This window comes from Streptomyces sp. NPDC029466 (genome assembly GCF_055574515.1).
The window spans coordinates 53,653-77,164 of record NZ_JBVHZH010000007.1; the positions used below are offsets into that span (position 1 = coordinate 53,653).

Below are 23,512 nucleotides of genomic sequence, written 5' to 3' on the forward strand. Positions count from 1 at the left end.
GGGGCGTCATGAGGATTGTGCGCAGCCGCACTTCCGCTGACGCGGCCAGGTGAATCGGGCGTCCGCGAGGGGTAGAAGACCGTCACGTGGGCGCGCCGCAGCACGGGCCCGGCGGCCGCGCACACGGCAACTTCGTGCTGCCGGCCGGGAGGTGACGGCTCCCGGGGCGGCGGCATCCCGCCGGCGGACGGGCGACGCCGGCAAAGGGGAGGCGGCGGCTCCGCGCGCTGGTGGCACGCGCGGAGCCGCTGTTGGTGGGTTACTCCACCGTGACGGACTTGGCGAGGTTGCGCGGCTTGTCGATGTCGCGGCCGAGGGCCAATGCCGTGTGGTAGGCGAGCAGTTGCAGCGGGATGCCCATGAGGATGGGGTCGAGCTCGGGCTCGTTCTTCGGGACGACGATGGTGTGGTCGGCCTTCTCCTGCTCCTGGTGGGCGACGGCGAGGATGCGGCCGCTGCGGGCCTTGATCTCCTCCAGCGCGGCGCGGTTCTTCTCCAGCAGGTCGTCGTCGGGGACGATCGCGACGGTCGGCATCGCGGGCTCGATGAGGGCCAGCGGGCCGTGCTTGAGCTCCGACGCCGGGTAGGCCTCGGCGTGGATGTAGGAGACCTCCTTGAGCTTCAGAGAGGCCTCACGGGCCACCGGGTAGCCGCGCACCCGGCCGATGAACATCATCGACTTGGCGTCCGCGTAGGCGGCCGACAGCTTCTTGATGTCTTCCTCGCCCTTGAGGATCTCGTCGATCTGCGCGGGCAGCTTGCGCAGGCCCTCGATGATCCGCTTGCCGTCCGCGACCGACAGGTCACGGATCCGGCCCAGGTGCAGGGCGAGCAGCGCGAAGGACACCACCATGTTGGTGAAGCACTTGGTGGAGACCACGCAGACCTCGGGGCCGGCGTGCACGTAGATGCCGCCGTCGGTCTCCCGGGCGATCGCCGAGCCGACCACGTTCACCAGGCCCAGGACCCGGGCGCCCTTGCGCTTGAGCTCCTGGACGGCCGCCAGCACGTCGTAGGTCTCACCGGACTGGGAGACCGCCACGTACAGCGTGTCGGGGTCCACGACCGGGTTGCGGTAGCGGAACTCGGAGGCCGGCTCGGCGTCCGAGGGGATACGGGCCAGCTCCTCGATCATCTGCGCGCCGATCTGGCCCGCGTGGTACGAGGTGCCGCAGCCCAGGATCTTCACCCGGCGCACCCCGCGCGCCTCACGGGCGTCGAGGTTCAGGCCGCCGAGGTGCACGGTGGAGAAGCGGTCGTCGATCCGGCCGCGCAGCGCGCGGTCCACCGCGTCCGCCTGCTCGGAGATCTCCTTGTGCATGTAGGTGTCGTGGCCGCCCAGGTCGTACGACTCGGCCGCGTACTCGACGGTCTCCGGAGCGGACGTGGTCCGCGAGCCCTCGGTGGTGTACGTGCGGTAGTCGTCGGCCTTCAGGGTGGCCATCTCGCCGTCGTCGAGGGTGACGACCTGGCGGGTGTGCGAGACCAGCGCGGCGACGTCGGAGGAGACGAACATCTCGTGCTCGCCGATGCCGAGCACGACCGGGGAGCCGTTGCGGGCCACCACGATGCGGTCGGGGAAGTCGGCGTGCAGTACGGCGATGCCGTAGGTGCCCTCGATGTGCCGCAGTGCCTCGCGGACCCGCTCCTCCAGCTTCTCGGCCGTGGAGCGGCCGATGAGGTGGGCCAGGACCTCGGTGTCGGTCTCGGAGGCGAAGACGACGCCCTCGGCGGTCAGCCGGGCGCGCAGGTCGGCGGCGTTGTCGATGATGCCGTTGTGGACGACCGCGACCTTGCCCTCGGTGTCCTGGTGCGGGTGGGCGTTCTCGTCGGTCGGCGCGCCGTGGGTGGCCCAGCGGGTGTGCGCGATGCCGGTGGAGCCCGCGAAGCGCTTGGGCAGCCGGGACTCCAGCTCACGGACCCGGCCCTTGGCCTTGGCGGTCTTCAGGCCGCCCGTGGCCTTGCCGCTGCCCTTGGCGTGGATGGCGATACCCGCGGAGTCATAGCCTCGGTACTCCAGGCGCTGAAGGCCCTCGAGGAGCAGCGGGGCGACATCACGTTTGCCGATGTATCCAACGATCCCGCACATACAGTGACCCTCCCAGAAAAGCGTTGTGGCAATGGTGCGTGCTGCCCGGCGTCCCGGGCGGGGCCGTCAGCCGTAGACGATGCGGCGCAGCTGGCGGGACGAGAGTTCGGGCGGGGCCACGGCGCGGTGCGGCATCTCGTGGCGGATCCGTTCGAAGATCGCTTCGTTGCGCAGTCCCTGGGACTGGAGCTCCCGATGGCGACGGCGGACGAATTCCTCCGTGGTCTCGTCGAAGTACGCCAGCACGTCCAGCACCACCCGGGCGGCCTCCCCGCGCTGAAGCGGTGAGCTGCGCACCAGGTGGTCCACCAGGTCTTCGTGCGGCGCTTCAGCGCTGCGGTGACGGCGTTCGAGCACCCGTAGATACTGCGCGGCGGCGCGCGGAATCGCAAGAAATCTGCCCGCTATCGGGCACATCCCCGATTTGGGGGCTCGAAAGTGGTCTGAACCTTGACCGGAATCAAGGCTCACGGTACGCATGGTCACCGTTCGGTCGCTCCATGCCATGCACCATGCCATGCACGAGGTTCGCCGAAGGGACCGTCGATGAGACGACGCAGACTGCTGTTCTCGCTGCTGCTGGTCGCGGCGGCGGGGCTGGGGACCGCCGCCGTACCGCCGCAGGGCGCCGCCAAGGCCGCTCCCCGGGCCGCCACGCCACTGGACCGGGTGATCCCCGCGCCCGCGTCCGTACGCGGCGGCGGGGACGCGTACACCCTCGGTGACCGCACCCGGATCCGGGTGCCCGGCGGCTCCGGCGAGGCCAAGCGGATCGCCGGCTATCTGGCGGGGCTGCTGCGGCCCGCCACCGGCCTCGCCCTCCCCGTCACCACCAAGGACGGCCGGGACGGCATCGTCCTGCGGCTCGGCGGCAGCGGCACCGGCGGGCTGGGCGCCGAGGGCTACCGGCTGACCTCCGACGGCCGTGCGGTCACCCTCAGCGCCGCCCGCCCGGCCGGCCTCTTCCACGGCGTGCAGACCCTGCGCCAGCTGCTGCCCGCCGAGGCGGAGCAGCAGCGCGCCGCGCGCGGGCCCTGGCGGATCGCCGGGGGCACCATCACCGACTCCCCGCGCTACGGCTACCGGGGCGCGATGCTCGATGTCTCCCGGCACTTCTTCACCGTGGCGCAGGTCAAGCGGTATATCGACCAGCTCGCCATGTACAAGATCAACAGGCTGCATCTGCACCTCTCGGACGACCAGGGCTGGCGGATCGCCATCAAGTCCTGGCCGCGGCTGGCGACCTACGGCGGCTCCACCCAGGTCGGCGGTGGCCGCGGCGGCTACTACACCAAGGACGACTACCGCGAGATCGTCCGCTACGCCGCGGCCCGCTATCTGACCGTCGTCCCCGAGATCGACATGCCGGGCCACACCAACGCCGCGCTGGCCTCCTACGCCCCGCTCAACTGCAACGGCCAGGCACCGCCGCTCTACACCGGCACCGAGGTCGGCTTCAGCTCGCTGTGTGTGCCGAAGAAGGAGACGTACGACTTCATCGACGACGTGATCCGTGAGGTCGCGGCCCTGACGCCCGGCCGGTATCTCCACATCGGCGGCGATGAGGCGCACTCCACCAGCCATGCGGACTATGTGGCCTTCATGGACAAGGTGCAGCCGGTGGTCGCCAAGTACGGCAAGACGGTGATCGGCTGGCACCAGCTGACCGGGGCGCACCCGGCGGAGGGCGCCGTCGCGCAGTACTGGGGCTATGACAAGACGGGCGCGGCCGAGCGGCAGCAGGTCGCCGACGCCGCCAGGAACGGCACCCGGCTGATCCTCTCGCCCGCCGACCGCGCCTACCTCGACATGAAGTACGACAAGAACACGCCGCTGGGCCTGTCCTGGGCCGGCTATGTCGACGCCCGGCGCTCCTACGACTGGGACCCGGGCCGCTACCTCCAGGGCGCGCCCGCGGACTCCGTCCTCGGAGTGGAGGCGCCGCTGTGGTCCGAGACGCTCTCCACCTCCGCGCACATCGAGTACATGGCCTTCCCGCGGCTGCCGGGCATCGCGGAGCTGGGCTGGTCCCCGGCGAGCACCCATGACTGGGACGACTACAAGGTCCGGCTGGCCGCCCAGGGGCCGCGCTGGGACGCGCTGGGCATCGACTACTACCGCTCGCCGGAAGTGCCCTGGCCGGCGCGGTGAGACGGCCGTGCCGGGCGTCGTCGGACGCCCGGCACGGACCGCGGAGCCGTCAGACCCGGTCGGCGACGATCATCAGGTACTGGAAGCTGCCGTTGCGGTACGCGGTCAGGAAGGTGTCCTCGATCCCGGTGACCAGGTGGTCGGCTTCCCGGCGCAGTTCCCAGTAGGGCAGCGCGGCCGGTGTCAGGTCCTCGACGTGCACGGGGACGAGGCGGTTGCGGGACATGGCGCGGAAGTACGCCGACCGCGGGTGGATGTCGCAGATGTAGTGGGCGTTGATGAGGGACACCTCACGGGAGGCGCGCCCGTAGGCGTCGTTGTAGCAGCCGGTGATCACCACATAGCGGCCACCGCGCCGCAGCAGCCGCGCGTGCTCGGCGAACAGCAGGTCCAGCTCGACGTACATGCTCGACTCGTTGTTCCAGGACGCCGCGTACGCGCCGGAGGTGAAGCCGGTGTCGAGCATGTTGCGGTGGTGGTAGCGCACCTTGTCGTCGATACCGCGCTTGCGGGCCTGCGCGTTGGCGAATTCGGCCTGCTTGGCGGAGATCGTGGCGCCGTCGGCGTGGCAGCCGTAGCGCAGATGCGCGACCACGCTGCCGCCGCCGCGTCCGCACCCGGCGTCGAAGACGCGGTCGGTGGGGGAGAGAGCGCCCAGGTGGGAGGCGAGGAGCTCGGCCTGGGCGTGTTCCAGGCGGTGCAGTTCACCGGTGACCAGCTCCCGGCGCCGGCCGGGGTCCGGCTCGTTCAGCACCGACCGGTCGGCGTCCCCGATGCCGTAGTGGTGGTGGTACAGGTCGTCGATCTTGCCGAGTTCGAGGTTGACCGGGTTTTCCTCGGCGTTCCAGTAGTCCGCGACCCGGGACTGGTACGTGGACTGGGTCGGCACCGGCGTGCGGGCGGTGTCGGCGTGAGTGAGGGTCAACGGTGACTCCTTGCTGTGGTGCGCGGATCGGTCTACCAGTAGTTGGGGAGCTGGTAGCGGTCGGTGTTGGTGGCGTGCCACTCGTGGTTGCCGGACACCCAGTCGGCCAGGCTCCGGACATAGCGTTCGAGGAGCGGCGAGGTGGCCGACAGCGGGGCCGACTCCGTCTCGAACGCCGTCATGACCTGGTTGTGGATCTCGACGCTCTTCAAGTAGGCGGCCTTCAGGCCGCGTCGGTCGTTGGCGGCCACCACTTGGGGCAGGTTCAGATGGTGCGGGTCACTCGCCAGCTCCCTGGTGAAGGAGTACAGGTCGTTGACGATGGTCGTGGCGTTGCAGGCCAGCGCGGTGACCCGCTGGACCTCGGGGCGGGCGTAGAGCGCCTCGGGCAGTTCGTAGCCGTCCACGGCGTCGACGATGGACAGACAGGGACGGAAATTGTTGAACTGCCGCATGACCAGGTACTCCCAGACCCGCGGCGCATGCCGGGTCTCCGCCCAGGCGGCCTCGGCGAGATAGCCGAGGTGCAGCCGGGCGATGTCATGGACGAACCGGTCGGTCTGGCTGGGGGTGGCGAGCGCCGCGTAGTCCTTCAGCGCCCAGTGGTACGAGCGCAGCGGTCCGTCGGCCTGCACGCCGTGCCGCCACTCCTCCTCCAGCTCGGGGGTGCCGTGCAGCGGGTCGAGGGCCGACTGGGCCATGATCAGCCGGCCGCCCAGGCCACGGTGCGCGCCGCCCTTGCCCTCGTCCTCCTCGCAGTAGCAGTTGTCGACGATGTTCTCGGCCAGCAGCAGCTTGCCCGCGACGGTGAGGCGTTCGAGGTCGGCCGCGCCGGGGTGCTGGAGGACGACCGCCCGGCCGAACTGGAACTCGGTGAAGTCCCCGGTCCACTGCGCGGGGAACAGGTCCAGCTGTCTGGCCCAGGTCTCCAGTCTGCGGTCGATCTCCGCGGCCTTCTCCGGGTCGGCGGGGGCGACGGGCCGGTACCTCAGCCCGGGGACGGCGCCGCCCGGGCGGCGGGTCCGCAGGGTGCGGGCGAGGTTCGGCGGGCCGGGCAGCGACCACGCGGGGGCGGTGTTCGGGGGGGTGCTCATGGTGAGGGGCTCCACCTGGTCAGTCGGCGTTCCGGCCGATCTGGACGTTCTCCAGGACTCCGACGGCGTCGGGCACGAGGATGGCCAGCGAGTAGTAGGCGGTGACGAGGTAGCTGATGACGGCGGACGGGTCGATGCCCATGAACCGGACGTTCAGGCCGGGCTGGTACTCCTCGGGGATGCCGGTCTGGTGCAGGCCGACGACTCCCTGGTCCGCCTCGCCGGTACGCAGCGCGAGGATGCTGCTGGTGTGGGTGTCGCTGATCGGGATCTTGCCGCACGGGTAGATCGGGACCCCGCGCCAGGCGGGCACCTCGTGCCCGTCGACGTTCGCCGTGCCCGGCACCAGTCCGCGTTTGTTGCACTGCCGGAAGAAGGCGGCGATCGCCTTCGGGTGGGCCAGGAACAGCCGGGTCTTGCGGCGCATGGACAGCAGCTCGTCCATGTCGTCGGGGGTGGGCGGGCCGGTGTAGGTACTGATCCGCTGGCCGTAGTCGGCGTTGTGCAGCAGGCCGAACTCCCGGTTGTTGACCATCTCCCACTCCTGGCGCTCGCGGATCTCCTCCACGGTGAGCCGGAGCTGCTGCTGCGTCTGGTCCATGGGGTCGTTGTAGAGATCGGCGACCCGGCTGTGGACCCGCAGCACGGTCTGGGTCAGGGAGAGCTCGTACTCGCGCGGGGCGAGGTCGTAGTCGACGAAGCCGGAGGACAGCGTCGGCTCGCCGACGTGCCCCGCCCGCACCGGTACCTCCGCCTCGCCCTTGCGGTTCATGGGGCGCTGCTGCTGCTCCGCGTAGGCCGTCAGATGCGCGGCCAGGGACGGCACCCGGTCGGTGAACTCCCGGATCACGTCCCAGGGCAGCACCATCAGCACGCCCGCCGTCTCGGCCCGGACCGAGGTCAGCCACAGCGGGTCGGGCCGGCCGATCGCCTCGTCGCCCATCTGGTCGCCGTCCGTGACGACGCCGATGACCTCCTCCTCGCCGTATTTGCCGACCGTGTAGCGGGCGAAACGGCCGTGGACGACGAGGTACGCCTCGGTGGCGGGCTGCCCGGCCTCGAAGAGGACCTGGCCGGCCCGGACCTCCCGGACCCGGAACCGGCCGGCGAGCTCCTTGAGGACCTCGGTGTCGGGGTAGCCGCGCAGGACGGGCAGTTCGGTGAGCGTCTGCGGGATCACCCTGATGTCGTCCGCGCCGTTCTGCTCGAACTGGACCCGGCCCCGGCCGACGCGGAGCGTCAGGCGCCGGTTGACCCGGTAGGCGCCGCCCTTGACGTCCACCCAGGGCAGCGTCTTCAGCAGCCATCGCGAGGTGATGGCCTGCATCTGCGGCTCGGACTTGGTGGTGGTCGCCAGTTGGCGCGCGGCCTGGGTGCTGAGGCTGGTGAGCGCGCTGTCTGCGGGTGGTGCGAGAGCGGGCTCTTCGGTGGTGGAACCGGTGACACCGTCCGGTACGGACACTTTCCCTCCCGGGACATGAACAGACATGAGCAAAACGGCCGGTGATGAGCAAAGCGGCCGTGTGCAGGAGCAAGCCAAACAGGAGGGACGGCAGTGCCGGTACGGCGTGAAAGGGGGCGACCTCGCATCCAAGAGGCATAAACCTCCGGGCGTTGCAGACGGATCATGGTGGTGCGCCCGCACGCCCTCCCGCCGCCGCATGCTCCGGACGCACCGGGGTACAGGCGCGGCCGCGCACAGCGGCGGACGGGCGCCGGGCGGACGAGCGGGCGGACGGGAGCAGCGCCGGCGGGCGCGGGGGTGGACGGGGGCGGGTGGAGGGACGGGGGCGGACGGGCGCAACAAGCGCAAAAAGGGGGCGGTCCGGTCGCCTGCTGCGACCGGACCGCCCACCTCTCACTTCACCGGGTCACGCCCCGGCCGACGCCTTAGACGACGCCCAACTCCCGTGCGATCAGCATCCGCTGGACCTCGCTGGTGCCCTCGCCGATCTCCAGGATCTTGGCGTCCCGCCACATCCGGGCGACCGGGTACTCGTTCATGAAGCCGTAGCCGCCGTGGATCTGGGTGGCCTCGCGGGCGTTGTCCACCGCGATCTCGGACGAGTAGAGCTTGGCGAGCGCGGCCTCCTTCTTGAAGGGCTCGCCGTGCACCAGCCGGGACGCGGCATCGCGCCAGGCCAGCCGGGAGGTGTGGGCGCGCATCTCCATGTCGGCGAGCTTGAACTGGATCGCCTGGTTGCTGCCGATGGCGCGGCCGAAGGCGTGCCGCTCCTTGGCGTAGCGCACCGACTCGTCCACACAGCCCTGTGCCAGGCCGGTGGCCAGCGCCGCGATGGCGATCCGGCCCTCGTCGAGGATCCGCAGGAACTGGGCGTAGCCGCGGCCCTCCTCGCCCAGCAGGTTGGCGGCCGGGACCCGCACATCGGAGAACGACAGCTCGCGGGTGTCCGAGGCGTTCCAGCCGACCTTGGAGTACGGGGAGCCGACCGTGAAGCCCGGGGTGCCGGAGGGCACGATGATCGAGGAGATCAGCGGGCTGCCGTCGTCCTTGCGGCCGGTGACGGCGGTGACGGTGACCAGACCGGTGATGTCCGTACCGGAGTTGGTGATGAAGCACTTGCTGCCGTTGATCACCCAGTCCCCGCCGTCGCGCACCGCGGTCGTCCGCGTCGCGCCGGCGTCCGAGCCGCCGTCCGGTTCGGTGAGGCCGAAGGCGCCGAGCATCTCACCGCTGCACAGCTTGGGCAGCCATGCGCGCTTCTGCTCCTCGGTGCCGAAGTGGTAGAGCGGCATGGCGCCCAGGGAGACGCCCGCCTCCAGGGTGATGGCCACCGAGGAGTCGACCCGGGCCAGCTCCTCCAGGGCGATGCCGAGCGCGAGGTAGTCGCCGCCCATCCCGCCGTACTCCTCGGGGAAGGGCAGTCCGAACAGGCCCATCCGGCCCATTTCCTGCACGATCTCGTACGGGAACGCATGCTGCTCGTAGTACTCGCCGATCTTCGGGGCGACGACGTCGTGTGCGAACGCCTCGACCGTGCGCCGGAGTTCTTCCAGCTCGTCGGGCAGGCGGTGGTCCAGGGACATGAGGGTCACTCCTTGTGGGAGAGGGCACGGAGGGTACGCGAGGGGCTCGGCCGGCCCAGGGCCTCGGCCATCCACACGCTGGTGGCGGTCAGCAGGTCCAGGTCGACCCCGGTCTCGATGCCGAGGCCGTGCAGCATCCACACGAGGTCTTCGGTGGCGAGGTTTCCGGTGGCGCTCTTGGCATACGGGCAGCCGCCGAGGCCGCCCGCCGAGGCGTCGATGGTGGTGATGCCGTGCTGGAGCGCGGCGAAGGTGTTGGCGAGGGCCTGCCCGTAGGTGTCGTGGAAGTGCACGCCGATACGGGAGGTGGGCACCCCCGCCTCGTTGAGGGCGGCCAGCAGGGTCCGCACATGACCGGGGGTGGCCACCCCGATGGTGTCGCCCAGGCTCAGCTCGTCACAGCCCAGGTCGAGCAGCGCCCGGCAGACCCGGACGGTCTGCGCGACCGGCACCGGTCCCTCCCAGGGGTCGCCGAAGCACATCGAGAGATAGCCGCGCACCTCCACCCCGGCGTCCTTGGCCCGGGTGATCACCGGGGCGAACATCGCCAGCGCCTCGTCGACCGTGCGGTTGAGGTTGGCCTTGGCGAACGACTCGGTGGCGCTGCCGAACACCGCGATCCGGCGGGCGCCCAGCGCCAGCGCCCGGTCCAGCCCGCGCTCGTTGGGGACCAGCACCGGCAGCCGCTGCGGATCGAGATCGCCCAGCAGCGGGAACAGCTGCTCGGCGTCGGCGAGTTGGGGCACCCACTTGGGGTGGACGAAGCTGGTGGCCTCTACGGTCGGCAGGCCCGCGGCGGCGAGCCGGTGGATGAACTCCGCCTTGACCTCCGTGGGCACCACGGTCTGCTCGTTCTGCAGGCCGTCGCGCGCGCCGACCTCATGGATCCGTACGCGGCTGGGCAGCCCCTCCGCGCGCACCTCCATCGGCAGTCCGGCTGCGGTCATCAGGCGCTCTCCTGCCCGCCCCCGGGGCCGCTCGCGGCGGCCTCGTCGGGGCTCTCGTGCGGGGCGACCACGGCCAGGATCTGGTCCATGGCGACGGTCGAGCCCGCGGTGACGTCGAGTTCGGTGACGGTCCCGGCGTGCGGCGCGGAGATGACGTGCTCCATCTTCATCGCCTCCACCACCAGCAGGCCCTGGCCCGCGGCCACTTCGTCGCCGACGGCGACCTTGACGACGGTGACGGTGCCGGGCATCGGGGCGGCCAGGGTGTCCGCGCCGTGCGCCCCGGCGGCGCCGCGCAGCGCCGCGGCCACCGGGTCGTGGGTGGTCACCTGCCAGGAGTCGCCGTCCCGGCCGAGCCAGTCGCCGCTGTGGTGGAAGGTGTGCAGCACTCCGTCGACGGTGACCCGTACCCGGCCCGGCTCCAGCTGTCCGGCCGGTGCGTCCGGCCGTACGTCGTGGGCGACCGGGTCGTGTCCCGGGACCCGCAGCCAGTGGCGGACCGGAGCGGGCTCGCCGCCGAGCCGGAAGCCGTTCGGGGCGGCGAACGGGTCGCGCCAGCCGCCGTCGGCCACCGCCGGCTCCAGGGCGGCCTGCCGCACCGCCGCGGCCGCCGCGTACACCTCCTCCGGCACCGTGCCGTCGACCAGACCGGCCGCCTCCCGCTCCACCAGGCCGGTGTCCAGCTCGCCGGAGACCACGTCCGGGTGGGCCAGCAGCCGCCGCAGGAACCCGGCGTTGGTGGTGACGCCGAGGGTGACGGTCTCGGCCAGCGCGGCCCGCAGCCGGCGCAGTGCGCTCGCCCGGTCGGGACCGTGGGCGATCACCTTGGACAGCATCGGGTCGTAGCGGCTGCCGACCTCCCCGCCCTCGGAGAGCCCGGAGTCGGTGCGCACCCCGCCGCCCTGCGGCTCGTGCAGCGCGAGCACCGTGCCGCCGGTCGGGAGGAAGTCGCGGGCCGGGTCCTCGGCGCAGATCCGTGCCTCGATGGCGTGCCCGGTGAGGGTGATGTCCTCCTGGGCGAACGGGAGCGGCTCGCCGGCCGCGACCCGCAGCTGCCACTCCACCAGGTCGATACCGGTGACCAGCTCGGTGACCGGGTGCTCGACCTGGAGGCGGGTGTTCATCTCCATGAAGTAGTAGGAGGCCGGGTCCTTGCCCGGGACGATGAACTCCACGGTGCCGGCGCCGCGGTAGCCGCAGGAGCGGGCCGCCTGCACGGCCGCCTCGCCCATCGCGGCGCGGGTGGCCTCGTCCAGCAGGACCGAGGGGGCCTCCTCGATGACCTTCTGGTGGCGGCGCTGGAGGGAGCACTCGCGCTCACCGAGGTGGATGACGTTGCCGTGGCCGTCCGCCAGCACCTGGATCTCGATGTGCCGGGGCCGGTCGATCCAGCGCTCGACGAGCAGGGTGTCATCGCCGAAGGAGGAGCGGGCCTCCCGGCGGGCGGAAGCGATCTCGTCGGCCAGCAGCGCCTCCTCGCGCACCAGCCGCATGCCCTTGCCGCCGCCGCCCGCGGACGGCTTGAGCAGCACCGGGACGCCGATCTCCCGTGCCGCGGCGCCCAGTTGCTCATCGGTCAGTCCGCTGCCCGAGGAGCCGGGCACGACCGGGACCCCGGCCTCCCGCACCGTCTCCTTGGCGCGGATCTTGTCGCCCATCAGCTCGATGGCGTCGGCGGACGGGCCGATGAAGACCAGCCCGGCGTCCGCGCAGGCACGGGCGAAGGCGGCGTTCTCGGCGAGGAAGCCGTAGCCCGGGTGGACCGCCTGGGCGCCGGTCCGGGCAGCCGCCTCCAGCAGCCGCTCCACGGACAGATAGCTCTCGGCGGCCGGGGCCGGACCGATCCGTACGGCGGTGTCGGCCTCGCGGACATGGCGGGCCCCGGCGTCCGCGTCGCTGTACACGGCGACCGAGCGGATGCCGAGGGCACGCAGCGTACGGATGACACGGACCGCGATCTCGCCGCGGTTGGCGATGAGCACGGTGTCGAAGTTGGTGGCCATACCTGTGGACATCCCTCTCACATCCGGAAGACGCCGTAGCCGGGCGCGGTGCTGTCCTTCTCGGGCAGCGGCGCGTTGGCGCAGGCGGTGAGCGCCAGCCCCAGCACCTGCCGGGTCTCCAGCGGGTCGATCACACCGTCGTCCCACAGCCGCGCGGTCGCGTAGTAGGCGTTGCCCTGGGTCTCGTACTGCTCGCGGACCGGCGCCTTGAAGGCGGCCTCGTCCTCGGCGCTCCACTCCTCGCCGTGCGCCTCCAGCTGGTCGCGCTTGACGGTGGCGAGGACGGAGGCGGCCTGTTCGCCGCCCATCACCGAGATCTTGGCGTTCGGCCACATCCACAGGAAACGCGGCGAATAGGCCCGTCCGCACATGGAGTAGTTGCCCGCCCCGTAGGAGCCGCCGATGACGACCGTCAGCTTGGGCACGCGGGTGCAGGCCACCGCCGTCACCATCTTCGCGCCGTGCTTGGCGATGCCGCCGGCCTCGTACGAACGCCCCACCATGAAGCCGGAGATGTTCTGCAGGAACAGCAGCGGGATACCGCGCTGGTCGCACAGCTCGATGAAGTGGGCGCCCTTCTGGGCGGATTCGGAGAACAGGATGCCGTTGTTGGCGACGATGCCGACCGGGTGGCCGTGGATATGGGCGAAGCCGGTGACCAGCGTCGTCCCGTACTCCGCCTTGAACTCCGCGAAGCGCGAGCCGTCCACCAGCCGGGCGATCACCTCCCGGACGTCATAGGGCGTACGGGAGTCCGCGGGCACCGCCCCGTACAGACCGGCCGGGTCGGCCTTGGGCTCCTCGACGGTCCGCACGGTCCACGGGAGCGGTTCGCGCTCGCCGAGGGTGGAGACGATGGTGCGCACCAGGCGCAGCGCATGGGCGTCGTCCTCGGCGAGATGGTCGGTGACCCCGGAGGTCTTGGCGTGCACCTCGCCGCCGCCCAGCTCCTCGGCGGTGACCACCTCGCCGGTGGCGGCCTTCACCAGCGGCGGCCCGCCCAGGAAGATCGTGCCCTGGTTGCGGACGATCACGGCCTCGTCGCTCATGGCGGGGACGTAGGCGCCACCGGCCGTGCAGGATCCGAGGACGGCGGCGATCTGCGGGATACCGGCGCCCGACATCCGCGCCTGGTTGTAGAAGATCCGCCCGAAGTGCTCCCGGTCGGGGAAGACCTCGTCCTGCATCGGCAGGAAGGCGCCGCCGGAGTCGACGAGGTAAAGACAGGGGAGACGGTTCTCCAGAGCGATCTCCTGCGCCCGCAGATGCTTCTTGACCGTCATCGGGTAGTACGTGCCGCCCTTGACCGTGGCGTCATTGGCGACGATCACCGTCTCGCGGCCGGAGACCCGGCCGATGCCGGCGATCACACCCGCGGCCGGTGCGGCCCCGCCGTACATCCCGTCCGCGGCCAGCGGCGCCAGCTCCAGGAACGGCGAGCCCGGGTCCAGCAGGGCGTCCACCCGGTCGCGGGGCAGCAGTTTGCCGCGGGCGGTGTGCCGCGCCCTGGCCTTCTCGCCGCCGCCCAGCCGGGCCGCCGCGAGCTTCTCGCGCAGCTGTGCGGCCAGCTCGCGGTGCGCGGCCTCATTGGCCCGCCAGGAGTCGGACGCCGGATCGGCGGTACTCCCCAGCACCGGTGCCTGCTCCATCAGTACGAGCCCCCTTGCTCGATCGCCTGCCCCGGTGCCGCGGTCCGCGGCGTCCGGGCCATCCGGGTTAATGGGCGTTAACCTCACTGCCTTCAGGTTAACGAGCACTAACCCGGCTGTCTACAATCGACGGCATGAGTAATGCGCAGTCCGCCGCCCCGACCAGCCGCCGCGAGCAGATCCTCAAGGAGGCCGCCCGGCTCTTCGCGGAGCGCGGCTTCCACGGCGTCGGCGTGGACGAGATAGGGGCGGCCGTGGGCATCTCCGGTCCGGGCCTCTACCGGCACTTCGCCGGCAAGGACGCGATGCTCGCCGAGCTGCTCGTCGGGATCAGCGAGCGGCTGCTCGCGGGCGGCCGGATGCGGGTCGCGGAGGGCGGCGGCAGCCCCGAGGCGGTGCTGGACGCGCTGATCGACGGCCATATCGACTTCGCGCTGGACGACCGGCCGCTGATCACCCTGCACGACCGGGAGCTGGACCGGCTGCGGGAGGCCGACCGCAAGCGGGTCCGCCAGCTCCAGCGGCAGTATGTGGAGCTCTGGGTGGAGGTCGTCCGCCGGGTCCACCCGGGCCCCTCCGAGTCCCGGGCCCGCGCCGCGGTGCACGCCGTCTTCGGCCTGCTCAACTCCACCCCGCACCTCGGCCGGCCGGGCGCGCTCCCGGGTCGTACGGAGATGGCGGAGCTGCTGCACCGGCTGGCGCTGGGCGCGTTCGGCGCGGTGGCGGGGGAGCCGGAGGCCGGGGAGCCGGTGGCGGCGTCGGTGCCGGGCGCCTAGCGGCGGGCCCACCGGCTCGCACGGATTTTCGTTGACCTCTGGACAGCCTAGGTAACTGGCCGGTAGCTTTCGCTGAGCAAGCGCTTAGCCATGCGCTTGGACCGGCGACCTGGAGGAGGCGACGTAGGAATGCGCCGTACGGTGTTCAACGAGGATCACGAGGCGTTCCGCGAGACCATACGCGCCTTCATCGAGGCCGAGGTCGTGCCCGTGCACGATGAGTGGCTGGCCGCCGGCCAGGCCCCGCGCGACTTCTACTACAAGCTCGGTGAGCTGGGCGTCTTCGGCATCCGCGTCCCCGAGGAGTTCGGCGGCGCCGGCATCGACTCGCACAAGTTCGAGGCCGTGATGTACGAGGAGACCTCCCGCGCGGGCGTCTCCTTCGGCGGCTCCGGCGTGCACGTCCTGCTCGGCCTCCCGTACATCCAGATGCTCGCCACCGACGAGCAGAAGAAGCGCTTCCTGCCGAAGTTCGTCAGCGGCGAGGAGATGTGGGCGCTGGCGATGACCGAGCCGGGCACCGGCTCCGACCTCGCCGGCATGAAGTCCACCGCGAAGCTGTCGGAGGACGGCACGCACTACGTCCTCAACGGCGCCAAGACCTTCATCACCGGCGGGGTGCACGCCGACCGCGTCATCGTCTGCGCCCGCACCGCGGCCCCCCGCGAGGACGACCGCCGCTTCGGCATCTCGCTCTTCGCCGTGGACGCCAAGGCCGCGGGCTACTCCGTCGGCCGCAAGCTGGACAAGCTCGGCCTGAAGATCTCCGACACCGCCGAGCTGGCCTTCGTCGACGTCAAGGTCCCGGTCGAGGACCTGCTGGGCGAGGAGAACAAGGGCTTCGCCTACCTGGGCCTGAACCTCGCCTCCGAGCGCTGGGGCATCGCCTTCGGTGCGTACGCCCAGGCCAAGGCCGCCGTCCGGTTCGCCAAGGAGTACGTGCAGGAGCGCACCATCTTCGGCAAGACGGTCGCCTCCTTCCAGAACACCAAGTTCGAACTGGCCGCCTGCCAGGCCGAGGTGGACGCCGCCGAGGCCGTCGCCGACCGCGCGCTCGAAGCGCTGGACGCCGGCGAGCTGACCCCGGCCGAGGCCGCCTCCGCCAAGCTGTTCTGCACCGAGGTCGCCCACCGCGTCATCGACCGCTGCCTCCAGCTGCACGGCGGCTACGGCTTCATGAACGAGTACCCCATCGCCCGCCTGTACGCCGACAACCGCGTCAACCGGATCTACGGCGGCACCAGCGAGGTCATGAAGTCCATCATCGCCAAGTCCATGGGCCTCTAGGCCGTAAGGGCACCGCGCACGTGAACGACGCACTCCGGTCCCTGCTCGATCAGCTCGCACTGGAGCGGATCGAGCAGGACATCTTCCGGGGCGAGAGCCGCGCCTCGGTCGTGCCCCGGGTCTTCGGCGGCCAGGTCGCCGCCCAGGCCCTGGTCGCGGCCGGGCGCACGGTCCCCGCCGACCGGCCGCCGCACTCCCTGCACGCGTACTTCCTGCGCCCGGGAGACCCCGGCGCACCCATCGTCTACACCGTCGACCGCATCCGCGACGGCCGCTCCTTCACCACCCGCCGGGTCGTCGCCGTCCAGCACGGCCAGCCGATCTTCCACCTCTCCGCCTCCTTCCAGACGGCCGAGGAAGGGCTGGAGCACCAGGAGCCGATGCCGCCGGCACCGGACCCGCTGGAGCTGCCCACCGCCGCCGAGATGCTCCCCCGGCACGCCGAACGCTTCCTCACGCCCGAGGTCGCCGACCGCCTGCTGGAGGCCCGCGCCGCGATCGACCTGCGCTATGTCGACGAGCCGCCCTACGTCACCGTCGGCGAGCCCCGCGAACCCCGCTCCCAGGTCTGGTTCCGCACCCAGGGCAAGCTCGACGACGACAGCGCCATCCCCCGCCCCCTGCTGGACATCTGCCTGGTCACCTATGTCTCCGACATGACCCTGCTGGACTCGATCCTGCTCGCTCACGGCCGCGGCGGCTGGGCGGTCGGCGATGTCGTCGGCGCCAGCCTGGACCACGCGATGTGGTTCCACCGCCCGCTGCGTGCCGACGAATGGCTCCTGTACGACCAGGAGTCCCCGACCGCCCAAAGCGGCCGCGGCCTCGGCAAGGGCCGCATCTTCACGGCGGACGGGCAGCTGGCGGTGTCGGTGATTCAGGAGGGCGTGATCCGGGTGCCGCGCGACTAGCCGCTGGGTGCACCCCAAGATCGGCCGGTGGGCCGGGCTCCCCGAATTCCGTGGCTCGGGGATACCGGGCCACCGGCTTTTGCCATGCTCCGTGGGCCGGTTGCCGGGACGGGGCGGGGGCTGCTCCGACCGGCTACGGGCCTCCGATCGCGGAGACGTGCTGGAGGGAGAAGGCCGCCGTGTAGCCCGCGCCGCTTTCCACGCTCGCCCACGCGACCGAGGCCAGGGCACTGTACGGGGCGATATGACGGTACGGCAGACCGGCGACGCCGGCCATGTGCGGGGCAAGGGTCCGCATCACGGGCACAAAGCGAAAGATCAGCAGGGTTTGGCCGGCGCGCTTGTTCATCAGGGATTCGGCGCGCTGCCACGCCGAGGCAGGAATGCGGCGGCCGAGCTTCCCGGTACGCAGGCGCCTGCCCAGCAGGTGACCCGTTCGATGGCCCAGAGCGTCCCCGACCATGACGGCTCCGGCGGCGAAGGCGATGACCCAGAACAGATTCATACTGCCGGCCCGGGCCAAGGCTCCCGCGGTGAGCATGAGAGCGAGAGTGGGGACGAAGGCGCCCACCAGCAGAACGGATTCCGCAATGATGGCCGTGGCCAGCACCGTATAGCCGATGGCAGGGGGAATCTGGCCGAGCAGACCGGTGAGGGGGTTCATCGCGACAGATATGGCCGGCCGGCCGACCCGCCGGATTCGTTGACCGCCTCGACCGGCCGGCGCAGTTGCCACACCTGCGCGGGGGGCAGATTTCCCCACACGGTCCAGCAGCCGATCGCGTACCGCTGGTGATATTGGTTCAGCAGTCCTTTGACTTCGCGTTGCCGGCGGGCCTCCGGGCGGGATGTCAGAAAGGTGCGGACCCAGCGACTGCCGCAATAGGAAAAGTAGGTGAGAGTGCCCCCGGGGCGGAGCAGGTCCAGATAGCGGCCCATGATCTCCTCGACCTGCCGTGGGGCGAGGTTGGCGAACGGCAGACCGGAGACGATTACGTCATAGCGGCGATCGGTGCTGAGCTGTTCGACAAACATGTTGTGGACGCGCACGCGTTCCTGCTTTTCCGGCAGCTTCGGGTGGCTGTGCACCAGGCGACGCAGATGTGCGGCGAATTGGTCGTTGGCTTCCACGATGTCCAGCCGGCTTCCCCGAGGTATCCGGGAAAGCAGGACTCGTGTGACCGAGCCGGTACCCGCGCCCACTTCCAGGACGTTCGAACTCCGCGGCGCTCGTTCCAGCAACGGGTCGGTCAGCAGCTTGGCCAGTGACTTGCCGCTGGGGGCGATGGAACCGACCGTGCGATGGTTCCGTACCGATTCAACCAGGAAGGTCCATCCTTCGGTTGAACGCTGGGTCCGGGCGCGTATGGGGGCGGTGCTTTCATTCATCGACGGCTGCCGTGCAGGACATGAGGACTCCTGAAAAGGGGACGGAGAATGCGATGTCCCCATCCTCGAATGCACGGCTCGGCCCCGTCCTCCCCCACAGGGCCCCAAAGCCGGACTGTCCTGAAGTGCCACCACTGCCCCAGGCGTCATCCTCTGGACGGACCGCTGCCCTCCCTGGGACCTAGGTGATGCGCTGGGATCCGCCGGCCGTTGGTTCGGGCGTGCCGTCCCGGCACACCCAGGGCTTCCGCCGTGATCCGCCGGCCCTGTCGGCCGAGTCCGGCGGCCCGATGTCACCCAACTCGTCGCGCGAATGGGCCCGTTCGGGTTCGGTGCCGGTCAGGTCGAGTGCTTCCCGGTAGGCCGTCGCCCGCCCCCTCAGCCCACCAGCCCCGCCGCATCCAACAAGTACGCCGTCAGCGGGTCGTAATGCCGCGGGCTGAGGACATGGTCGTCCAGGGGGATCGTCACCTGGAGGGTGCCCTCGGACTCGGCCAGGAAGAGGGCCGGGTCGTTGCAGTCGGCGAAGCCCACCGCGTCGATGCCGCGCTGGCCCGCGCAGCCGGCCCAGCCGTGGTCGGCCATCACCAGGTCCGGCAGCGGACGGCCCGCGCGCTCCAGGCCGTCGAGGACGGCGGCCATCGGCTCGGGGGAGTGGGTGTGCCAGAGCGTCGCACCGCGCTCCAGCATCGCCACGTCGCCGAACTGGAAGACCATGCCGTCGTCCGCCCGCAGGCCGTCGGGGATGACGACGATCTCGCAGCCCGCCGCGCGCAGTGCCTCGGCGGTCGCCCGGTGCACATCGAGCAGCCCGCCCGGGTGGCCGGTCGCGAACAGCACCCGGTGCTGCCCGGCGGCCGCCTTGCGCAGCACCGCGGCGGTGCGGTCCAGTGCGTCGACCGTGAGCTCCGGGTCGATGGTGTCCTGCCCCTGCCGGTGGTGCGGGTCGTCGATGACGCCGCAGCGCTCCGCCATCACGGCCAGCACGTCCTGCTCGTCCGTCCACCGGTCGCCGAACTCCAGGCCGAACCAGTAGTGGCGGTCGCCGTTGGCGAGCCTGCGGTAGTGGGTGAGGTTGTTCTCGCGGGGGGTGGCGACCTCACCGGCGATCCGGGTCCGGACGAGATGATCGACGAGTTCGGCGCGCGAGGGGGCAGCGGCTGCGGAGGCTATCGGCATAGCGCCCATTGTGCCCGTACACCTGTTCCGGGGCGGGGGAGTTCCGCAGCCCGGACACCGGGGTGCGGATGCCGGAGTGCCGGCACCGCCCTGCGGACGGTGGGCCGGCGTCCGGGTGGCGTCCCGCGGAAAGCCGGAATGCCTGGTCACAGCCCCGTGCGCGCCGCCTGGACAAAATGTCGAACGGACCCGGCCCCGGGTACGCACATGTCCATGGGCCCGGCGCCCGGCGCTCCCTAACCTCACGGTCATGACCACCGCAGCCAGCGCATCCAACGGGCCCGTGGGCCCCGTCGACTCCTCCCGCGTCCCGCGCTACGCCGGGCCCGCGACCTTCGCCCGCCTGCCCCGCCTCGACGAGGTCGGCGGCCGGGCCGATGTGGCCGTCGTCGGTGTCCCCTTCGACACCGGCGTCTCCTACCGCCCCGGGGCCCGCTTCGGCGGCAACGCCATCCGTGAGGCGTCCCGGCTGCTGCGCCCGTACAACCCGGCCCAGGACGCGTCGCCGTTCGCGCTCGCGCAGGTCGCCGACGCCGGTGACATCGCCGCCAACCCCTTCAACATCAACGAGGCCGTGGAGACGGTCGAGGCCGCGGCCGACGACCTGCTCGCCGGCGGCGCCCGGATGATGACCCTCGGTGGCGACCACACCATCGCGCTGCCCCTCCTCCGCTCCGTCGCCAAGAAGCACGGCCCGGTCGCGCTGCTGCACTTCGACGCGCACCTGGACACCTGGGACACCTACTTCGGCGCCGAATACACCCACGGCACCCCGTTCCGCCGCGCCGTCGAGGAAGGCATCCTCGACACCTCCGCGCTCTCCCACGTCGGCACCCGCGGTCCGCTCTACGGCAAGAAGGACCTCGACGAGGACGAGAAGATGGGCTTCGGCATCGTCACCTCGGCGGATGTCATGCGCCGCGGCGTCGACGAGGTCGCCGACCAGCTGCGCCAGCGCATCGGTGACCGTCCGCTGTACATCTCCATCGACATCGACGTGCTGGACCCGGCCCACGCCCCGGGCACCGGCACACCGGAGGCGGGCGGCATGACCTCCCGCGAGCTCCTGGAGATCCTGCGCGGGCTCGCGTCCTGCAACCTGGTCTCGGCGGACGTCGTCGAGGTCGCTCCCGCGTACGACCACGCGGAGATCACCGCCGTCGCCGCCTCGCACACCGCGTACGAGCTGACGACGATCATGTCGCGGCAGATCGCGGCCTCCCGCCAGGGGGAGTAGGGCAGGCGGGCACGGCAGGGGCGGCGCTGTCTCGCGTGGGGGGAGCCCGGCGGGACAGCTCCCGGACTTCCGTACGGAGCTGCCCCGCTCCCGCCCTGGGGGCCGGTGTCCTGCACGGGCCCCCGTTCCGGCTCAGGCCAGCATGCCGCCGTCGACCCGGAGGACCGTGCCGGTGACGTAGGAGGAGCGGTCGCTGAGGAGCCAGGCGGCGGCCTGTGCGATCTCGTCCGGATCGGCGGCGCGGCCCAGCGGGGTCCGGGCGTTGAGCTGCTCGATCGTGCCGGGGGACTCCGCATCCCAGTCGTACAGCATCTCGGTGAGCGTGGTGCCGGGCGCGATGGCGTTGACGCGGATCCCCTCCGGGCCGTACGTGGCGGCCGCCGACGCGGTCAGGCTGTTGACCGCCCCCTTGGCCGCGCCGTACGCGGGCAGCGCGGGATTGGCCATCAGGCTGCCGACGCTGGAGGTGTTCACGAGGGCTCCACGCCGCGCGGTGGCGCGGATGGCGGCGATCTCGGCGGTCATGGCCAGCCACGGGCCCTTGAGATTGACCGCGCAGACATGGTCGAAGTCGGTCTCCGACAGCTCATCCATCGGACCGGGCGGCTGGCCCGTCGCGCCGTTGTTGAAGGCCACGTCCAGCCGGCCGTACAGCTCCACGGACCGGTTGACGGCGGCCCGGACGCCGGCCGGGTCGGTCAGGTCGCACACCACGTAGTCCGCGGTACCGCCGGACGCCCGGATGTCCTCTGTCACCGCCTTGAGCTGCGACTCCGTGCGGGCCGCGAGGAGTACCCGGGCGCCCTCCCGGGCGAAGAGCCGCGCCGCTGCCGCGCCGATGCCGCGACCGGCACCGGTGATGAAGGCGACCTTGCCGGCGAGCAGGCCGGAGGCCGTGGTGCACATGATCGGTGTCTGGTTCATGACGACGAGCCTGTGTCCGGCGGCCCGGCGCATCCAGGCACCGGCAGTACCTGGCCGGCCACCTCGGCGCCGCACACACTGGGGAGATGGATCGACGAGAGCTGGCCGGCTTCCTGCGCAGCAGACGCGAGCGCATCACCCCCGCCGACGTGGGGCTGCCCGCCGGGCCGCGCCGCCGCACCCCGGGACTGCGTCGCGAGGAGGTGGCGCAGCTGGCGTTCATCTCGACCGAGTACTACTCCCGCCTGGAACAGGCCCGCGCCCCGCACCCCTCCCGTGAGGTGCTGGCCCAACTCGCCCGCGCACTGCGCCTGTCGGACGCCGAGCGCGACCATCTCCACCATCTCGCCGGCACCCCGCCCGGACCGCCGCCCGGGCCCTCGCGGGAGATACGGCAGAGCATCGCCGACCTGCTGCGCCGGCTGCCGGAGGCCGCGGCGCTCGTGCTGTCGGCGACGTATGAGGTCCTCGCCTGGAACGACCTGGCCGCTGCCCTGATGGAGGATTTCTCCGTCCTGTCGCGCCGGGACCGGAACCTCATCCGACGTGCCTTCCTCGGCCCGTACCGGAACGGCCGCCGGCTGTACGGCGTCTCGGACGCGGACGAGTTCGCCCGGACCTCGACCCAGCACCTGCGCACCGCCGCGGCCCGCTACCCCAACGACCCGGAGGTGACCGGCCTGGTCGCGGAACTCCTGGACAGCAGTGCGGAGTTCGCCCGGCTCTGGGCCGCCCACGACGTGACCGACCGGCCCACCCCCTGCAAGACCTTCGAACACCCCCTTGTCGGCCCCGTGTCCGTCAACTGCGACGTCCTGGACATCGCCGACCGGGACCAGCGGCTCTTCCTCTACACCGCCGCCCCCGGCTCACCGTCGGAAGAGGCACTGCGACTGCTGTCCGTCGTCGGCACACAGCGCATGGGCGTACCTGGCTGAGCGTCGAGTGCGGCTCCTGCTGTCTGACGAGACCGGCTTGTCTTGACGGCCGATCACGGCCGGCGTGCCAAGTTCCGTACCGTCGGTCGAACTCCCGGACTCGAACTCCCGGGCCCGCATCAGCCCCAGCCTGCCGGGCGCCCGCCGGCCGAGGCGTCGCCTCCCCCGCGGGCGGACGACGGGACTCCGGGCCGACGGCGGGACTTTGCGGGCGACACCCCTAGAGCTCGGACCCGGCCTGGCCGCCGGTCGCCCCCACGCGCCCCTGGAGCAGCCGGGACAGTGCCGCGTGCACGTCCTCGACCGAGCGGTCCGGCTGGAAGGACTGCCAGTCCAGGGCGGCCACCAGGACCATGCCGAGGAGCGCGGAGGCGGTGAGGGGGATGTCGAGCTCGTCGGAGAGTTCCCCGTTGCGTACGGCGTCCCGGAGGACGTCCTCGACGACGGACTGGGCCCGGCCGCGTACGGACGTGAGGGTGGCGCGCCAGGTGCGGTTGGTGCGCCAGAGTTCGGCGACGTAGAGCTGGATGAGGGCGGGGGAGCAGGCGATGAAGTCCAGGCCGGCCCGGATCATCGCGTCCAGGGCGTCGACCCGGGTGCCGCCGCGGGCCGCCGTGGCGTCGGCGGCCCGGCGCAGGGAGTCGGCGAGCAGATCGATGCCGTCCCGCAGCAGCTCCTCGTAGAGGACGTTCTTGCTCGCGAAGTTGTAGTAGACGGTGCCCTTGGCGACGCCGGCGCGGTCGGCGATCTCGTCGACGGTGGTGGCGGAGAAGCCCTGTTCCGCGATGAGGGTGACGGCGGCGTCGAAGAGCCGGCGGCGGGTCGAGGAACGGCGGGTGACGGGGGAGGCCCCCGGGGGGGGGGGGGGGGGGGGACCCCCCCCAGGCGCCCAGGAGCGGGTCGCAGGCTTAGACCCCGATCGCACTATCTTCTCTCCGCTCAACATACCACGCCCGCCAGGCAAG

20 protein-coding genes are annotated in these 23,512 nt (G+C 71.4%); 6 read left to right on the forward strand and 14 right to left on the reverse strand.

What is annotated here, in order from left to right; all coding sequences use genetic code 11:
* Positions 1–259: 259 nt before the first annotated feature.
* The gene (gene glmS, locus ACZ4XD_RS08730; RefSeq protein WP_468039574.1) at positions 260–2,089 is read right to left on the reverse strand and encodes a glutamine--fructose-6-phosphate transaminase (isomerizing); all 1,830 of its coding nucleotides are present in this window, start codon (positions 2,087–2,089) and stop codon (positions 260–262) included.
* A 66-nt stretch (positions 2,090–2,155) separates the two neighbouring features.
* Complete coding sequence (locus ACZ4XD_RS08735; protein WP_468039576.1) at positions 2,156–2,446, reverse strand: hypothetical protein; 291 nt, start codon at positions 2,444–2,446, stop codon at positions 2,156–2,158.
* Between the two features lie 189 nt (positions 2,447–2,635).
* On the opposite strand from ACZ4XD_RS08735, the gene ACZ4XD_RS08740 reads away from it, so the two are divergent.
* Entirely contained in the window at positions 2,636–4,240 is a 1,605-nt protein-coding gene (locus ACZ4XD_RS08740) for a beta-N-acetylhexosaminidase (protein ID WP_468039578.1), read from the forward strand.
* A gap of 49 nt (positions 4,241–4,289) precedes the next feature.
* Here the strand turns inward: ACZ4XD_RS08740 and ACZ4XD_RS08745 are convergent, their stop codons facing one another.
* The 7 genes from ACZ4XD_RS08745 to ACZ4XD_RS08775 all read right to left on the reverse strand — a co-directional run bounded on the left by ACZ4XD_RS08745 (position 4,290) and on the right by ACZ4XD_RS08775 (position 13,906).
* Entirely contained in the window at positions 4,290–5,165 is an 876-nt protein-coding gene (locus ACZ4XD_RS08745) for a geranyl diphosphate 2-C-methyltransferase (RefSeq protein ID WP_468039580.1), read from the reverse strand.
* 32 nt (positions 5,166–5,197) lie between these two features.
* Positions 5,198–6,259 (reverse strand): family 2 encapsulin nanocompartment cargo protein terpene cyclase, encoded by a 1,062-nt coding sequence (locus ACZ4XD_RS08750; protein WP_468039583.1) that lies wholly within the window; start codon positions 6,257–6,259, stop codon positions 5,198–5,200.
* 19 nt (positions 6,260–6,278) lie between these two features.
* Positions 6,279–7,721 (reverse strand): family 2B encapsulin nanocompartment shell protein, encoded by a 1,443-nt coding sequence (locus ACZ4XD_RS08755; RefSeq protein ID WP_468039585.1) that lies wholly within the window; start codon positions 7,719–7,721, stop codon positions 6,279–6,281.
* Between the two features lie 428 nt (positions 7,722–8,149).
* Complete coding sequence (locus tag ACZ4XD_RS08760; protein ID WP_468039587.1) at positions 8,150–9,307, reverse strand: acyl-CoA dehydrogenase family protein; 1,158 nt, start codon at positions 9,305–9,307, stop codon at positions 8,150–8,152.
* A 5-nt stretch (positions 9,308–9,312) separates the two neighbouring features.
* Positions 9,313–10,254 (reverse strand): hydroxymethylglutaryl-CoA lyase, encoded by a 942-nt coding sequence (locus tag ACZ4XD_RS08765; protein WP_468039589.1) that lies wholly within the window; start codon positions 10,252–10,254, stop codon positions 9,313–9,315.
* Entirely contained in the window at positions 10,254–12,257 is a 2,004-nt protein-coding gene (locus ACZ4XD_RS08770; RefSeq protein WP_468039766.1) for an acetyl/propionyl/methylcrotonyl-CoA carboxylase subunit alpha, read from the reverse strand. The genes ACZ4XD_RS08765 and ACZ4XD_RS08770 overlap by 1 nt, the downstream gene beginning before the upstream one ends.
* A 17-nt stretch (positions 12,258–12,274) precedes the next feature.
* Complete coding sequence (locus ACZ4XD_RS08775; RefSeq protein WP_468039591.1) at positions 12,275–13,906, reverse strand: carboxyl transferase domain-containing protein; 1,632 nt, start codon at positions 13,904–13,906, stop codon at positions 12,275–12,277.
* Between the two features lie 134 nt (positions 13,907–14,040).
* Between ACZ4XD_RS08775 and ACZ4XD_RS08780 the strand changes: the two genes are divergently transcribed.
* From ACZ4XD_RS08780 to ACZ4XD_RS08790, 3 genes are all read left to right on the forward strand, one after another.
* Positions 14,041–14,682, forward strand: a complete 642-nt coding sequence (locus tag ACZ4XD_RS08780; RefSeq protein ID WP_042154998.1) for an SACE_7040 family transcriptional regulator — start codon at positions 14,041–14,043, stop codon at positions 14,680–14,682.
* Between the two features lie 129 nt (positions 14,683–14,811).
* A complete protein-coding gene (locus ACZ4XD_RS08785) occupies positions 14,812–15,969 on the forward strand; it encodes an acyl-CoA dehydrogenase family protein (RefSeq protein WP_468039593.1) in 1,158 nt (385 codons plus the stop codon).
* A 20-nt stretch (positions 15,970–15,989) separates the two neighbouring features.
* The gene (locus tag ACZ4XD_RS08790; RefSeq protein WP_468039595.1) at positions 15,990–16,880 is read left to right on the forward strand and encodes an acyl-CoA thioesterase; all 891 of its coding nucleotides are present in this window, start codon (positions 15,990–15,992) and stop codon (positions 16,878–16,880) included.
* A gap of 133 nt (positions 16,881–17,013) precedes the next feature.
* Here the strand turns inward: ACZ4XD_RS08790 and ACZ4XD_RS08795 are convergent, their stop codons facing one another.
* The 3 genes from ACZ4XD_RS08795 to ACZ4XD_RS08805 all read right to left on the reverse strand — a co-directional run bounded on the left by ACZ4XD_RS08795 (position 17,014) and on the right by ACZ4XD_RS08805 (position 19,448).
* Positions 17,014–17,544, reverse strand: a complete 531-nt coding sequence (locus ACZ4XD_RS08795) for a DedA family protein (RefSeq protein ID WP_468039597.1) — start codon at positions 17,542–17,544, stop codon at positions 17,014–17,016.
* Positions 17,541–18,269: a class I SAM-dependent methyltransferase gene (locus tag ACZ4XD_RS08800; protein ID WP_468039599.1), complete on the reverse strand. Its 729-nt coding sequence runs from the start codon at positions 18,267–18,269 to the stop codon at positions 17,541–17,543. The genes ACZ4XD_RS08795 and ACZ4XD_RS08800 overlap by 4 nt, the downstream gene beginning before the upstream one ends.
* A 378-nt stretch (positions 18,270–18,647) precedes the next feature.
* Positions 18,648–19,448 carry a phosphatase gene (locus tag ACZ4XD_RS08805; RefSeq protein ID WP_468039601.1) on the reverse strand — a complete coding sequence of 267 codons (801 nt, stop codon included), beginning with the start codon at positions 19,446–19,448 and terminating at the stop codon, positions 18,648–18,650.
* A gap of 250 nt (positions 19,449–19,698) precedes the next feature.
* Between ACZ4XD_RS08805 and speB the strand changes: the two genes are divergently transcribed.
* On the forward strand, positions 19,699–20,685 hold the full coding sequence (gene speB / locus ACZ4XD_RS08810) for an agmatinase (protein ID WP_085928378.1): 987 nt from the start codon (positions 19,699–19,701) through the stop codon (positions 20,683–20,685).
* 132 nt (positions 20,686–20,817) lie between these two features.
* Here speB and ACZ4XD_RS08815 read toward each other — a convergent pair whose 3' ends face one another.
* Positions 20,818–21,609 carry an SDR family NAD(P)-dependent oxidoreductase gene (locus tag ACZ4XD_RS08815; RefSeq protein ID WP_468039604.1) on the reverse strand — a complete coding sequence of 264 codons (792 nt, stop codon included), beginning with the start codon at positions 21,607–21,609 and terminating at the stop codon, positions 20,818–20,820.
* A gap of 86 nt (positions 21,610–21,695) precedes the next feature.
* Here ACZ4XD_RS08815 and ACZ4XD_RS08820 point away from each other — a divergent pair, with 86 nt between their 5' ends.
* Positions 21,696–22,547, forward strand: coding sequence for a helix-turn-helix transcriptional regulator (locus ACZ4XD_RS08820; RefSeq protein ID WP_468039606.1), 852 nt, complete (start codon positions 21,696–21,698; stop codon positions 22,545–22,547).
* 220 nt (positions 22,548–22,767) lie between these two features.
* On the opposite strand, the gene ACZ4XD_RS08825 is transcribed toward ACZ4XD_RS08820, so the two are convergent.
* Positions 22,768–23,472 (reverse strand): TetR/AcrR family transcriptional regulator, encoded by a 705-nt coding sequence (locus ACZ4XD_RS08825; RefSeq protein WP_468039608.1) that lies wholly within the window; start codon positions 23,470–23,472, stop codon positions 22,768–22,770.
* Positions 23,473–23,512: the final 40 nt, after the last annotated feature.